Origin of the sequence: Vibrio sp. J1-1 (genome assembly GCF_021728395.1) — a bacterium.
GTDB lineage: Bacteria > Pseudomonadota > Gammaproteobacteria > Enterobacterales > Vibrionaceae > Vibrio.
The window spans coordinates 253,223-266,603 of record NZ_JAKKCM010000007.1; the positions used below are offsets into that span (position 1 = coordinate 253,223).

The following is a 13,381-nucleotide window of genomic DNA, read 5'->3' on the forward strand; positions in this document are numbered from 1 at the left end:
CCTGATTACTCACCTATCTCTAGGGCACGCTTGCCTTCATTGAGATAGTTCTTCAGGTAACTGTCGATGACTCGTGGGTTCTGACCGTCCTGTATGGCAAGAACACCATCCATAATCAAACGGCGATTCAACGTTTCTTGGTCACGTCGTAAAGAGAGTTTATCGGCGATCGGGAAAAACACCATGTTCGATAAAATCGCGCCATAAAGCGTGGTCAAAAGCGCAACGGCCATCGCAGGTCCAATGGATTTAGGGTCATCCATATTAGAAAGCATCGCTACCAAACCAACTAGCGTACCAATCATTCCCATCGCTGGGGTAACATCACCAAATGCTCGAAATACGCCAGTTCCTTGTGTATGTCGCTCACCAGTCAGTGCAATATCTTTTTTTAAAGCCGCACGAACAACATCAGCATCATGACCATCCACTAACAGGTCGATGCCTTTCTGCATAAAACTGTTATTTATTTCCATCTCTTCTAATGCGAGAAAGCCACCTTTACGCGCAGCATCTGCCATCTCTACAATTTTCGCTATCAAGTCTTCCGGCTCGTCCGCTTTGAAAAGAAATGCTTTACCCGCAATTTTTGCCGCCCCAAAAAACTGCCCGATTGTGAATTTCATCAGCACGACAAACGTTGAGCCGCCAACGACGATAAGGATTGATGTTACATCGACGAACATACCGATGCTGCCACCGAGCACCATCGCCATCACAACGAATGCAATACCGCCTATCAAACCTATTAGGGTTGCTAAATCCACAAAGCACTCCTCTCGCTCTTTTTATCTATTGCTAACGAATTACTACTTGTATCGACAACTCGCGGAGAACTTTTAGAAAAATCTTAGCTAGCAGTTCACAAATTTCTACTAGTAACCTTTAGTAAAATGGACACTTTCGTCTCTTAGACACATTTAGAGCCAATTTTGTGACAATTATGTAAGGTTAAATTTGACCAAGTTACTAGGCTAAGGTAACTTTCGTGCATCTTATGAGAGGCTTAATTAAGGCAGAGAAGAGATGGCGGTTAAGAAACCAGAAAACATGACCTTCGAAGCAACCATTGAAGAGCTTGATAGCTTGGTTGATCAATTAGAAAGTGGCGATCTTGCTCTAGATGATGCCTTACGTAAATTTGAACGAGGTATTGCCTTAGCTCGTGCTGGCCAAACAAAGCTAAGCGACGCTGAACAACGCGTAAGTATTCTTCTCAGTGAAGATGATGAAGCACCACTGAGTGACTTCAATCCAGATTCAGAATAATAATCAGTAGTGAGCGATGTGATGCAACAAACATTGACTTCTTTCCAACAAAGAAACAATCAGCAATTGAATTTGTGGCTAGAACAGCTTCCTTATCAAGAACTTCCATTGATTCATGCAATGAAATACGGCCTTTTGCTAGGCGGGAAACGTGTTCGTCCTTTTCTTGTTTACATCACAGGTCAAATGTTTGGTTGTAAACCTGAAGATCTGGATACGCCAGCCGCTGCAATTGAATGCATTCACGCTTACTCACTTATTCATGATGATCTGCCAGCGATGGATGATGATGAATTGCGCCGTGGTCAACCAACTTGCCATGTTAAGTTCGATGAAGCGACCGCAATACTGACGGGTGACGCTCTACAAACGCTCGCCTTTACTATTTTGGCAGATGGTCCTTTAAATCCAGAAGCTGAAAGCCAGCGTATCAATATGATAAAAGCTCTGGCTCATTCGTCTGGCTCCAACGGCATGTGTGTCGGACAAGCACTGGATTTAAGTGCAGAGAATCGTCAAATTTCTCTCGAAGAAATGGAAGAGATCCATCGTAAAAAAACCGGAGCCCTAATTGACTGTGCGGTTAAATTAGGCGCTTTGGCCGCTGGTGATAAGGGTATCGCAGTTTTACCTCATTTAGAGCGCTATTCGAAAGCAATTGGTTTGGCGTTTCAGGTTCAAGACGATATTCTTGATATCATTAGTGACACAGAAACATTGGGTAAGCCTCAGGGTTCTGATCAAGAACTCAATAAGAGCACTTACCCTTCCCTGCTGGGTTTAGAGGGAGCGATAGAGAAAGCTCACTCTCTGTTACAGGAAGCACTTCAAGCATTAGAAGCTGTTCCATACAATACTCAGTTACTTGAAGAGTTCGCCCGATATGTCATCGAGCGCAAAAATTAACACTATAAGCGCGCATTTATATGACTCTTGATATTTCAAAATACCCAACACTGGCGTTAGCAAATACACCGGAAGAGTTGCGTCTTCTTCCTAAAGAAACATTACCAGCTCTGTGTGATGAGCTTCGAACGTATCTGCTAAACTCAGTGAGCCAATCAAGCGGACACTTAGCGTCTGGCTTAGGCACAGTGGAGCTCACCATTGCCCTGCATTATGTATATAACACACCAGTAGATCAGCTAATCTGGGATGTTGGTCATCAGGCTTACCCACATAAAATCCTGACCGGACGTCGTGACAAAATGCCGACTATCCGCCAGAAAGGTGGGCTTCATCCATTCCCTTGGCGCTCTGAGAGCGAATACGACACGTTGTCGGTAGGGCACTCTTCTACTTCTATCAGTGCAGGACTTGGCATGGCCATCAGTGCACAGAAAGAAGGTAAAGGGCGTAAGGTCGTGAGCGTAATTGGTGACGGCGCCATTACCGCGGGTATGGCTTTCGAAGCAATGAACCACGCTGGCGATGTTCATCCAGATATGCTGGTGATTCTGAACGATAACGAAATGTCGATTTCAGAAAACGTTGGCGCACTGAACAACCACTTAGCAAAGATACTCTCTGGTAACCTCTATACGTCGATTCGCGAAGGCGGTAAAAAAGTACTGTCTGGTGTTCCACCAATCAAAGAACTGGTTCGTCGTACTGAAGAACATCTCAAAGGCATGGTTGTGCCTGGCACGCTATTCGAAGAGTTCGGGTTTAACTACATTGGCCCGATTGACGGGCATGACGTGAACGAACTGGTTCAGACTCTGAAGAACATGCGTGAGCTGAAAGGCCCTCAATTCCTGCATATCATGACCAAAAAAGGCAAAGGTTATGAACCAGCAGAAAAAGATCCGATTGGCTATCACGGTGTACCAAAGTTCGATCCAACACATGACTGCCTGCCAAAGAGCAGCAGCGGTAAACCAACCTTCTCAAAGATCTTTGGTGACTTCCTGTGTGATATGGCCGCGCAAGATCCTAAGCTAATGGCGATTACGCCAGCAATGCGTGAAGGCTCAGGCATGGTTCGTTTCTCTAAAGAATACCCAGACCAGTATTTTGATGTCGCTATCGCCGAACAGCACGCAGTGACGCTCGCAACGGGTATGGCTATCGCTGGTAACAACCCTATCGTTGCCATTTACTCGACGTTCCTACAACGTGGTTATGATCAGCTCATCCATGACATTGCGATTATGGACTTGCCAGTGATGTTCGCTATCGACCGTGCGGGGCTGGTGGGTGCAGATGGTCAGACTCACCAAGGTGCGTTTGACTTAAGCTTTATGCGCTGCATTCCTAACATGGTGATCATGGCACCAAGCGACGAGAATGAATGTCGTCAAATGCTTTACACAGGTCACAAGCACACAGGTCCGAGCGCAGTTCGTTACCCTCGTGGAAACGGCATGGGCACCAAAATCGAAAACGAGTTTACCGCACTTGAGATTGGTAAAGGCCGAATCGTACGTAAAGGTGAAAAAGTCGCTATCCTGAGCTTTGGTACCTTCCTAGAGAATGCGTTACAAGCCGCAGAGAACCTTAATGCAACGGTTGCTGACATGCGCTTTGTTAAGCCGCTAGATGAAACGTTGATTCGTCAACTAGCCAACGAGCACGATGTACTCGTGACACTAGAAGAGAACGCGATTGCTGGCGGTGCAGGTGCGGGTGTTGTTGAATTCATGATGAAAGAAAAAATCATCAAGCCAGTACTTAATCTTGGCTTACCTGATCAGTTTGTTCCTCAAGGTACTCAGGAAGAGCTTCATGAAGAGCTTGGTCTGGATACAAAAGGGATTGAACAATCCATCAATGACTACTTAGCGAAGTAACCGACACGGCAGTAGAGCACGATACACAAAAGGGATGCATTGTTACATCCCTTTTCTATTTTGCTTAAGTATAAAGCTGACTAGTTCAACCAGCCTGCATACTGGGCCACTAAAAACAACACAATACCCGCCATAATACCAGCCACAATGTCATCGACCATGATGCCTAATCCACCATGCACTCGCTTATCAAGCCAGCCGATAGGCCAAGGCTTAACCATATCGAAGAAACGGAACAGGATAAAACCAGTGAGCAGCCACTTCCATTCGGTTATTGGGATATTCAATGCAGGCATAATACTCATCGTAATCCAAAAGCCTGCGAACTCATCCCAGACGATCGAACCATGATCGTGAACTTTCATGTCATCAGACGTCACCTGACAGATTTTCACGCCAATTACGCATGATATGAGCACCACGACGACATAAGCAGAAAACGGAAGCTGAGCTAACAACAAAAAGAAAGGTACCGCAGCTAATGTCCCCATCGTTCCCGGAACAATAGGCGACAAACCGCTACCAAACCCTGTTGCCAATAAATGCCACGGATTCTTTAACGAAATAAGAGAAAGAGGGTTGGTCATATCCTTAAACCTATAACTGCTAGTTTGGTTTCAATCGTGGTTACTTGAAGTGGTCGAAACCACTTAAGTCCCAGTCAAGAGGTTGATTGTTGTCGTGAAGATCAAAAGTACCCTTCGGTCGAATCTGACCAATGCATGTCAATTTACACCCAATATGGGACAGAGCACTTTGCAATGAGCCATGGTTTTGTTCTGATACGGTAAAACACAACTCGTACTCTTCACCACTCGATAAAGCATACTGCTGAGCGCAGACCTTATCACCTAAAAACTGCTCCAAATCCGAAGATATAGGCAATTGAGAGACATCGATGCTGACACCAACTTGTGAGCGCTTCAATATATGCTTGATATCGGATATCAAACCATCTGAGATATCGATAGCAGAAGATGCCAGACCAACTAGAGCTTGTCCCGCCAATACACGAGGCGTACTCAAGTAATGTGCTTTTTCCAACCTATCCGCGCCCACGCGAGTACGAAGAGACTCATCTAAAATAACATCTAGTCCGGCTTTTGCTTCACCAAGACTTCCTGTCACATAAACCCAGTCACCTACTTTCGCCCCAGAGCGAGTTAACGCTTTTCCTTGCGGAACAAACCCTTGCACAGTTAGTGTTAGGCTCAAAGGTCCTTTGGTGGTATCCCCGCCGATAAGTTGAATTCCAAAATAATCCGCCAGTTCAAAGAAGGCATCACAAAAAGGTGCAAGCCACTCTTCATCAGGATCCGGCATTGTCAAAGCAAAACTGACCCATGCAGGTGTCGCTCCCATCGCTGCTAAATCACTGAGGTTTGAAGCGAGTGCTTTGTGCGCGACCCAAGCAGGATTCGCGTCAGGAAGAAAGTGTGTCCCCGCTACTAAGGTATCGGTACTGATCGCAATATGTACATTTTCTGGCGCTTTGACCAGTGCACAATCATCCCCCGCAGCAAGGTGAACATCTTTTCGCTGGTTTTGACGACCAACAAAGTACTTGTCTATTAAGCTAAATTCACCAGACATAATTTATCTTTAATTTTTGATATAAACAGCTTTAATATAAAAGCTTTTGACATAAAAAAGGTCAGCATATGCTGACCTTTTTACTGAAGAAATCGTTATTTCTTACGTACGTGAGGTGCTGCTTTATCCAGCACACCATTCACAAATTTGTGACTGTCTTCCGCAGCGAACACTTTTGCAAGTTCAATCGCTTCGTTGATCACGACTTTATAAGGAACATCTTCGCGACGAGTCATCTCGTACATAGCAAGGCGAAGAAGAGCAAGTTCCATCATATCCAAATCCTGCATTGGACGTGAAATGTATGGACGAATTTTGCTATCTAGCTCAACGTGGCTTAGTACAACACCGCCTAGTAGTTCACGAAAGTACTCTACGTCAGTCTCTGGCGCAGCTAAAGCTGGCTCTGAAGCGTGATGTTCTTCTTCATCGTATTTGTCGCCAGACAAAAACTGTTCTTCAATCTTGGCAACATTCTCTTTAGTAATTTGCCATGAGTAGATCGCCTGTAGAGCGAATTGACGTGCATTACGACGTGCGGCTGGTTTCACACTGGCCCCCATTAGGAATCAATTTCAGATAGTACATTAATCATTTCAAGTGCGCTTAGTGCAGCCTCTGCACCTTTATTACCAGCCTTGGTTCCTGCGCGTTCAATCGCTTGATCGATAGTATCAACAGTCAAAACACCGAATGCGACTGGAATACTGTATTCCATCGACACTTGTGCCAGACCTTTGTTCATTTCACTACAAACATAGTCAAAGTGAGGCGTTCCACCGCGAATAACTGACCCTAGAGATATAATAGCGTCGAATTTGCCGGTTTTAGCAACACGTTGAGCTACTAGAGGTAGTTCTACGGCACCTGGACAACGAACAACGGTAATGTTGTCATCGCTTACTTGCCCGTGACGCTTTAGTGTATCGATCGCACCAGAAAGTAGGCTTTCGTTAATAAAACTGTTGAAACGAGAAATAACGATAGCAATTTTTGCATTTGGCGCTGGGAAGCCACCCTCGATCACTTTCATAAGCTTTCCTTTAACTCTATTTTTAAGTGAAATATGTTCATCAAGTGAGAATCGCCGGATTCTAGCACAATTGTGTGAGCAATATCTAATGGAAATTGGTGGGAGCAACGAGTTCCTGGCCTAGTTGGACTTAATGCCTGTTCAAGACCAGCAACTTATCGTTCAGTCGTTACTCACAGACGTATTCAACTACGTTCAGGCCAAAACCGCCCAACGCATGATATTTTTTATCGCTTGACGATAACAAACGCATGTCGTGAACGCCTAGGTCAGCAAGAATTTGTGAACCTACACCCACACGACGCGAAGTGCCTTGTTTCTTCGCTAACGTCGGAGCTTCACCTTTATCTTGCGCTTCAAACATCTTCACGCGATGGATAAGAAGCTCACTTGAGTCCTCATGACCAAGCACAACTAAAACACCGCCTTCTTCGCCGATACGCTTCATCGCTTTGTCCAGTGTCCAACTGCGCTCCACACTGCGGTCACTACGAAGTAAGTCCGTAAAGACATCTTGAAGATGTACGCGAACTAACGGTGTGTTTGCTTTCAAATCGCCTTTACACATCGCGTAATGGACTTGATTATCAATCGTGTCTTTGTAAGTAACAAGATTAAACTCACCAAACTCGGTCGGCAGCTTGCATTCAGCAACACGCTCAATGGTTGTCTCAGTATTATTGCGATATTCGATTAAGTCAGCGATCGTACCCAACTTGATATCGTGTTTTTCACAGAAGATCTCAAGATCTGGTCGGCGGGCCATAGTGCCGTCATCGTTTAGAATCTCAACAATAACCGATGCCGGTTCCAAGCCAGCAAGACGAGCTAAATCACAGCCAGCCTCTGTATGGCCTGCGCGCGTTAACACACCACCATCTTGGGCCGCGAGTGGGAAGATATGTCCTGGTTGAACTAAATCCGCTGCTTTAGCGTTTGTCGCTACAGCCGCTTGAACAGTACGTGCTCGGTCCGCAGCCGAGATACCAGTCGTCACACCTTCAGCCGCTTCAATAGAAACCGTAAAGTTTGTCGTATATTGCGCGTTATTGTCTTGCACCATTGGTGGCAAACCAAGGCTTGAGCAACGCTCCTTAGTCATGGTAAGACAAATCAAACCACGTCCATGGGTAGCCATAAAATTGATCGCTTCCGGCGTGATATGCTCGGCAGCCATGATCAAATCACCCTCATTCTCGCGGTCTTCGTCATCCATTAAGACGACCATTTTACCTGCGCGAATATCATCAATAATTTCTTCTGGTGTACTGATTGGCATATTCTGTTTCCCGTTATTCTGAATTTATTTTCGGCAACAATTTGTTGGAGCTTGAGTACAAGCAGACTTACGGCAATAGTTTGAGCTTTACAGACGGTAAGTCAATTGCCCCACGGATGTTCTGTGAATACTGTCTTAGGCGAATCCGTTCTGCTGCAAGAAATCCATCGTAATACGTGACTCTTGCTTCTCTTCATGCTGCCCCTGAAGTAATCGCTCCATATAACGAGCTAACACATCCACTTCTAAGTTAACTTTACGGCCCACCTGAAATTGATCAATCGTGGTTTCTTCGCTCGTGTGAGGAACAATCGTTAACTTGAACGCATTTTTACGTAAGTCATTTACCGTAAGACTAATTCCGTCTACGGTGATCGAGCCTTTTCCTGCGACATATTTGCTGATTTCGGCCGGCATCGCCACCCAAAACTCTATTGCTCGACCAACTTGATTACGTTCAATAATTTCGCCAACACCGTCAACATGACCAGACACGATATGTCCACCAAAGCGCGTGGTGGGCAACATGGCTTTTTCTAGATTAACCTTGTCACCGACTTGATATTGTGCAAAACCCGTCATTTTCAGTGTCTCTAACGACAGATCCGCACTGTAATAATTGCTACCGAAATCAATAACCGTCAAGCAAACGCCATTCGTCGCGATACTATCGCCTAACTTAACGTCAGACATATCTAAATTGCCCGTTTCGACGGTTACGGTGATGTCTTCGCCTTTCGGCGTAATCGCAGTAAGTTTACCTACTGCTTCTACAATGCCTGTAAACATAATTGCTTCTTTTCTATCTATTTTCGTATAAGCGTTGCGGTAATACGAATATCTACACCAACCATACGAGCATCGGTAATGTTCAGATCGATAACTTGATCCATTGACGTTAAACCAAGTGCTCCAATCAACCCGCGACCATCACTTCCCATCAACTTTGGAGCAAGATACACGATAAGTTCATCTACAAGATTAGCTTGTATGAGTGCACTCGCGAGCGTCGCTCCCGCTTCAGCCCATAAGTGATTGACTTGATGCTGATTGGCAACTGTTTTCAACGTTGTCGCAAGATCAATCTGACCAGCTTCATTCAATTGAGGCACGAGATCGCCATCTTTGCTGACAATAATGCGCTCACCATTGGTATTAAACAACTTGAGATCATCCGTCAGTTGGCATTGGCGATCTAAAATGATGCGTGCTGGTTGACGAACCTCTTCAGGTTGATATTGCGCCCGTATTATTTGAGGCAAATCATCCCAGCGAACATTCAATGAGGCATTATCCTCAATGACGGTTTTACTGGTCGATAAAATCCCCCCACTCATGGCACGATAACGCTGAACATCCTGACGAGCCTGTGGGGAGGTGATCCACTGGCTGTGTCCATTACTGAGTGCAGTTTGGCCATCGAGACTGGCAGCCATCTTTAATTGGATGAAAGGCATCCCCGTCTGCATAAACTTGATGAATCCTCGATTCAACTCGAGAGCGTCGCTTTCCAGTAAGCCAACCTGAACCTCGATTCCAGCATCGCGAAGCATTTGAATACCTCGGCCAGCTACTTTTGGGTTCGGGTCTTGCATCGCACAAACGACTCTCGCCACCTTCGCTTTAATCAGCCCTTCAGCACAAGGAGGCGTTCGCCCATGGTGAGAGCAAGGCTCGAGAGTAACGTAGGCAGTCGCGCCTTCCGCTTTACCTTCAGCCATTCGTAAAGCATGAACTTCGGCATGTGACTCTCCGGCTCGGAGATGAAAACCTTCCCCGACTATCTGTCCATCACGAACAATGACGCAACCGACATTAGGATTGGGAGCCGTGGTATAGATGCCGCGCTTAGCGAGACTAACGGCGCGCGACATCATAGAGAAATCTTGAGAGGAAAAGGTAATTTGAGGCGTGTTTTGATCCATGTTTAATCAGTCTTCCAGACGGGCAATCTCTTCGCCAAATTCGCGGATATCTTCAAAACTGCGATAAACGGAAGCAAAACGGATGTAAGCCACTTTATCCAGTTCTTTCAGCTGATCCATCACCAAGTTGCCAATCATCTCACTTGGTACTTCACGCTCACCCGTAGCACGTAGCTGAGACTTAATCATACTGATCGCCAGCTCTATCGCATCAGCACTGACAGGGCGTTTTTCTAACGCACGCTGAATGCCACCGACCATTTTATCTTCATCAAACGGTTCGCGGTTACCATTGGATTTAATTACCTTAGGCATCACCAACTCCGCAGTTTCAAACGTCGTAAACCGTTCACTACAGGCTAGACACTGGCGACGACGGCGAACCTGATGGCCATCTGCAACCAAGCGAGAATCAATAACTTTTGTTTCGTTTTCCGAACAAAAAGGACAATGCATATCACCTCCAATCAAAGCGCTCTTAAAAGCCAAACTAGTGTAGCGGAATTGGTATGCGAGAGAAAACAAAAAGGGGCCTTATCGCCCCTTTTTCAATCAATGTCGAGTGGAATATGTTAACTACGTGCTAAGTAGTTTGCTTTACCTACCCATTTGTAACTGGTCAGCTCTTCTAAGCCCATTGGACCGCGCGCATGGAGCTTCTGAGTAGAGACGGCAACTTCAGCACCAAGACCAAATTGTGCACCATCGGTAAAGCGTGTTGCCGCGTTAACGTATACTGCCGCTGAACCCACCGAGTTAATGAACAATTCCGAGTTTTCCAAACTATTAGTCATGATCGCATCTGAGTGGCTGGCGTTATGTACTCGCATGTGGTCAATGGCGTCTTTTACATCATCAACGACTTTCACACCAAGTGTGTAGCTCAACCATTCTGTATCAAAATCACCTTCGCCCGCATCTCGAATTTGCTGCGCATTCGCCATCAGTGCTTTGGCTTTTGGTTCAGCAACAAAAGTGACCTTGTCATTCATGCGCTCAACCAGCATGGCCAAAAATTCAGTCGCCACGTTTTTGTGTACTAATAAGGTATCGAGTGAGTTACATGCCGATGGACGCTGTACCTTTGAGTTTTCAACCACATTAAGTGACTTCTCAAGATCTGCAGATTCATCAACAAAAATATGGCTGATGCCAAAGCCACCAATAATAACTGGAATGGTACTGTTTTCTTTACACATTTTGTGCAGGCCAGCACCACCACGAGGAATGATCATATCCACGTAGTCGTCCAGTTTTAGCAGTTGAGAAACAAGCTCACGATCTGGCTTTTCAATGTACTGAACGGAAGCCGCAGGTAGGTTCGCTTTAGCTAATGCAGACTGGATAACTTTGACCAGCTCCATGTTAGAGAAGAAGGTCTCTTTACCGCCACGCAAAATACTTGCGTTTCCGGTTTTCAGACACAATGCCGCGATATCAATCGTCACGTTCGGACGTGCTTCGTAAATTACACCCACTACACCAAGAGGAACGCGGCGGCGAGCCAAAGACATGCCATTTTCTAGCACTTTACTGTCGATTTCGCTACCAACAGGATCGTTAAGGCTTATCACGTTACGTACGTCATTCGCGATACCCGTTAAGCGCTCTTCATTTAGCAGCAAACGGTCTAGTAACGCATCCGTCAGGCCTGCTTCTCGGCCAAGTTCGATGTCTTTTGCATTCGCCGCCAGAATAGCCGCTGAGTTTGCTTCCAGCTCATCGGCGATGATAGCTAGAGCTTGGTTTTTCTGTGATGTTGACGCTGTCGCCAATTCAAAAGCTGCATCTTTGGCAGCTTTACCCATGTTCGTTAAATCCACTGTGCTTCCCTTAATTTCTATTCCTGAATGACAACAAGATCATCGCGATGAATGACTTCTGAGCCGTAGTCATGACCCAAGACAGTGATGATATCTTTGCTGTGCTTACCTGAGATTTTGGTTAAATCATCGCTTGAGTAAGCACTAATACCGCGAGCCACCAACTTACCATGGGTATTGGTAACACGTACCACCTCACCACGAGCAAAATCGCCACTGACCTTAGTCACCCCTTTGGCTAACAAGCTGCTGCCTGTGCCAATCACTGCGTTTACCGCACCATCATCGATAATAATATCTCCTGATGCAGCAGGACCAGCCAAGATCCAACGCTTGCGGTTTTCCAGAGCTTCAGAACAAGGTAAGAAACGTGTGCCATGTGGCTGTGGACTCAATGAATCAAATATCACGTTAACGGCACTACCCGCAGCAATGATAACTTCAATACCCGCACGACGAGCAATGTCCGCGGCTTGAAGCTTGGTCGCCATACCACCAGTACCCAGCGTCGTACCGCTGCCACCCGCAATTTTGCGCAGCGTGTCATCAATAGTCTTAACTTCTTTGATCAGTTCAGCATTTGGGTCTTTACGTGGATCGGCAGTAAACAGTCCTTTTTGGTCTGTAAGAAGTAGTAACTTATCTGCACCACATAAAATCCCCACTAGAGCCGACAAGTTGTCATTATCACCAACTTTAATTTCGCTTGTCGCTACGGCGTCATTTTCATTTACGATCGGAACGATATCGTTTGCAACTAAAGCGTTAATAGTATCGCGTGCATTTAGAAACCGCTCACGGTCTTCCAGATCTGCACGAGTCAGTAACATCTGACCAATCTTGATATCGTAAATACTGAACAGAGACTCCCAAGTTTGAATCAAGCGAGTTTGCCCTACAGCAGCAAGTAATTGTTTACTAGCCATTTCGTTGGGCAATGCGGGGTATCCAAGATGCTCACGGCCTGCTGCAATTGCACCAGACGAAACCATTACCACTGAATGGCCTTGTTTCTTAAGTTCAGCACACTGGCGCGCCAGCTCAACCATATGAGCACGGTCTAGCGCGAGTGTCCCGCCTGTAAGCACACTTGTACCCAGTTTCACAACGACGGTTTTTGGATGTGAAACGACTGCATTTTGTTGATTCGTTGTCATGATGTCTTCTGAAGTGAAAAACAAATTAAAGGAGAGTTTTAACAATCAAATTGGGATTTAACAAGAGAAAAGGTGCGAAAACGCACCTTTTTGTTTTTCAGCGAAGAAAAAGGGGAGATCAAGCAAAGTCAAACGACTCTGTATGGTATTCAACCTCTAATTTGAAATGCTCTTCGAGGGTATCTACCAGTTTCTGATGAAAGGTACTTTGTGTTAAGTAAACTTCTTCTACCGATTTTTTAGGCAACGCTTCCGACTCCCATTGCCCTTCTTTATTGTATTTGCCAATGTGGTATTTGGCAGTAAAGCCTCCCTCGATGGCTTCTAAGTCCATCCACCAGCCCCAAAACTCTCGTATTTCTGGTGATTTCTTGTCGTCGATACAAACCGACAAACAATCAAAATAGTAACGACCTTCTTCTGATTGCGGTTCACGTAGATAAGGCCCTATCGCCTTTAACTTAGACATCAAGCGAAAGTGAGTAGGCCCCTGAGTCGTCTCTGACATAT

At 45.6% G+C, this 13,381-nt stretch carries 15 protein-coding genes; 3 read left to right on the forward strand and 12 right to left on the reverse strand.

All coding sequences use genetic code 11. The features are described from left to right. Positions 1–5: 5 nt before the first annotated feature. Positions 6–767 (reverse strand): flagellar motor protein PomA, encoded by a 762-nt coding sequence (pomA, locus tag L3V31_RS13660; protein WP_020333703.1) that lies wholly within the window; start codon positions 765–767, stop codon positions 6–8. Positions 768–1,026: 259 nt separating this feature from the next. Between pomA and xseB the strand changes: the two genes are divergently transcribed. From xseB to dxs, 3 genes are read left to right on the forward strand one after another with little or no spacing between them, the layout of a single operon-like run. Next, a complete protein-coding gene (xseB, locus tag L3V31_RS13665) occupies positions 1,027–1,269 on the forward strand; it encodes an exodeoxyribonuclease VII small subunit (RefSeq protein ID WP_237316541.1) in 243 nt (80 codons plus the stop codon). Between the two features lie 21 nt (positions 1,270–1,290). After that, entirely contained in the window at positions 1,291–2,175 is an 885-nt protein-coding gene (ispA, locus tag L3V31_RS13670) for a (2E,6E)-farnesyl diphosphate synthase (protein ID WP_237316542.1), read from the forward strand. Positions 2,176–2,195: 20 nt separating this feature from the next. Continuing rightward, on the forward strand, positions 2,196–4,061 hold the full coding sequence (gene dxs / locus L3V31_RS13675; protein ID WP_237316543.1) for a 1-deoxy-D-xylulose-5-phosphate synthase: 1,866 nt from the start codon (positions 2,196–2,198) through the stop codon (positions 4,059–4,061). Between the two features lie 80 nt (positions 4,062–4,141). Here dxs and pgpA read toward each other — a convergent pair whose 3' ends face one another. From pgpA to crl, 11 genes are all read right to left on the reverse strand, one after another. Next, complete coding sequence (gene pgpA / locus L3V31_RS13680; protein ID WP_237316544.1) at positions 4,142–4,648, reverse strand: phosphatidylglycerophosphatase A; 507 nt, start codon at positions 4,646–4,648, stop codon at positions 4,142–4,144. A gap of 40 nt (positions 4,649–4,688) precedes the next feature. Further along, positions 4,689–5,654, reverse strand: coding sequence for a thiamine-phosphate kinase (gene thiL / locus L3V31_RS13685; RefSeq protein WP_237316545.1), 966 nt, complete (start codon positions 5,652–5,654; stop codon positions 4,689–4,691). 95 nt (positions 5,655–5,749) lie between these two features. Beyond that, positions 5,750–6,217, reverse strand: a complete 468-nt coding sequence (gene nusB, locus L3V31_RS13690; protein ID WP_237316546.1) for a transcription antitermination factor NusB — start codon at positions 6,215–6,217, stop codon at positions 5,750–5,752. Then, complete coding sequence (gene ribE / locus L3V31_RS13695) at positions 6,217–6,687, reverse strand: 6,7-dimethyl-8-ribityllumazine synthase (RefSeq protein ID WP_237316547.1); 471 nt, start codon at positions 6,685–6,687, stop codon at positions 6,217–6,219. The genes nusB and ribE overlap by 1 nt, the downstream gene beginning before the upstream one ends. Positions 6,688–6,856: 169 nt before the next feature. After that, entirely contained in the window at positions 6,857–7,966 is a 1,110-nt protein-coding gene (ribBA, locus tag L3V31_RS13700; protein ID WP_237316548.1) for a bifunctional 3,4-dihydroxy-2-butanone-4-phosphate synthase/GTP cyclohydrolase II, read from the reverse strand. Positions 7,967–8,101: 135 nt separating this feature from the next. Then, positions 8,102–8,755 carry a riboflavin synthase gene (locus L3V31_RS13705; protein WP_237316549.1) on the reverse strand — a complete coding sequence of 218 codons (654 nt, stop codon included), beginning with the start codon at positions 8,753–8,755 and terminating at the stop codon, positions 8,102–8,104. Between the two features lie 17 nt (positions 8,756–8,772). Beyond that, positions 8,773–9,891 carry a bifunctional diaminohydroxyphosphoribosylaminopyrimidine deaminase/5-amino-6-(5-phosphoribosylamino)uracil reductase RibD gene (gene ribD / locus L3V31_RS13710; protein WP_237316550.1) on the reverse strand — a complete coding sequence of 373 codons (1,119 nt, stop codon included), beginning with the start codon at positions 9,889–9,891 and terminating at the stop codon, positions 8,773–8,775. 6 nt (positions 9,892–9,897) lie between these two features. After that, positions 9,898–10,347: a transcriptional regulator NrdR gene (nrdR, locus tag L3V31_RS13715; RefSeq protein ID WP_237316551.1), complete on the reverse strand. Its 450-nt coding sequence runs from the start codon at positions 10,345–10,347 to the stop codon at positions 9,898–9,900. Positions 10,348–10,463: 116 nt separating this feature from the next. Beyond that, entirely contained in the window at positions 10,464–11,714 is a 1,251-nt protein-coding gene (locus L3V31_RS13720) for a glutamate-5-semialdehyde dehydrogenase (RefSeq protein ID WP_237316552.1), read from the reverse strand. A gap of 17 nt (positions 11,715–11,731) precedes the next feature. Further along, complete coding sequence (proB, locus tag L3V31_RS13725; RefSeq protein ID WP_237316553.1) at positions 11,732–12,871, reverse strand: glutamate 5-kinase; 1,140 nt, start codon at positions 12,869–12,871, stop codon at positions 11,732–11,734. Positions 12,872–12,989: 118 nt separating this feature from the next. Further along, positions 12,990–13,379 (reverse strand): sigma factor-binding protein Crl, encoded by a 390-nt coding sequence (gene crl / locus L3V31_RS13730; protein ID WP_237316554.1) that lies wholly within the window; start codon positions 13,377–13,379, stop codon positions 12,990–12,992. Positions 13,380–13,381 lie beyond the last annotated feature (2 nt).

Coding starts and splice junctions, on each gene's coding strand:
- proB (WP_237316553.1), bottom strand. CDS start 12,871: ATGACAACGAATCAACAAAATGCAGTCGTTTCACATCCAAAAACCGTC.
- thiL (WP_237316545.1), bottom strand. CDS start 5,654: ATGTCTGGTGAATTTAGCTTAATAGACAAGTACTTTGTTGGTCGTCAA.
- xseB (WP_237316541.1), top strand. CDS start 1,027: ATGGCGGTTAAGAAACCAGAAAACATGACCTTCGAAGCAACCATTGAA.
- nusB (WP_237316546.1), bottom strand. CDS start 6,217: ATGGGGGCCAGTGTGAAACCAGCCGCACGTCGTAATGCACGTCAATTC.
- L3V31_RS13705 (WP_237316549.1), bottom strand. CDS start 8,755: ATGTTTACAGGCATTGTAGAAGCAGTAGGTAAACTTACTGCGATTACG.
- ribBA (WP_237316548.1), bottom strand. CDS start 7,966: ATGCCAATCAGTACACCAGAAGAAATTATTGATGATATTCGCGCAGGT.
- ribD (WP_237316550.1), bottom strand. CDS start 9,891: ATGGATCAAAACACGCCTCAAATTACCTTTTCCTCTCAAGATTTCTCT.
- ribE (WP_237316547.1), bottom strand. CDS start 6,687: ATGAAAGTGATCGAGGGTGGCTTCCCAGCGCCAAATGCAAAAATTGCT.
- crl (WP_237316554.1), bottom strand. CDS start 13,379: ATGTCAGAGACGACTCAGGGGCCTACTCACTTTCGCTTGATGTCTAAG.
- ispA (WP_237316542.1), top strand. CDS start 1,291: ATGCAACAAACATTGACTTCTTTCCAACAAAGAAACAATCAGCAATTG.
- pgpA (WP_237316544.1), bottom strand. CDS start 4,648: ATGACCAACCCTCTTTCTCTTATTTCGTTAAAGAATCCGTGGCATTTA.
- dxs (WP_237316543.1), top strand. CDS start 2,196: ATGACTCTTGATATTTCAAAATACCCAACACTGGCGTTAGCAAATACA.
- nrdR (WP_237316551.1), bottom strand. CDS start 10,347: ATGCATTGTCCTTTTTGTTCGGAAAACGAAACAAAAGTTATTGATTCT.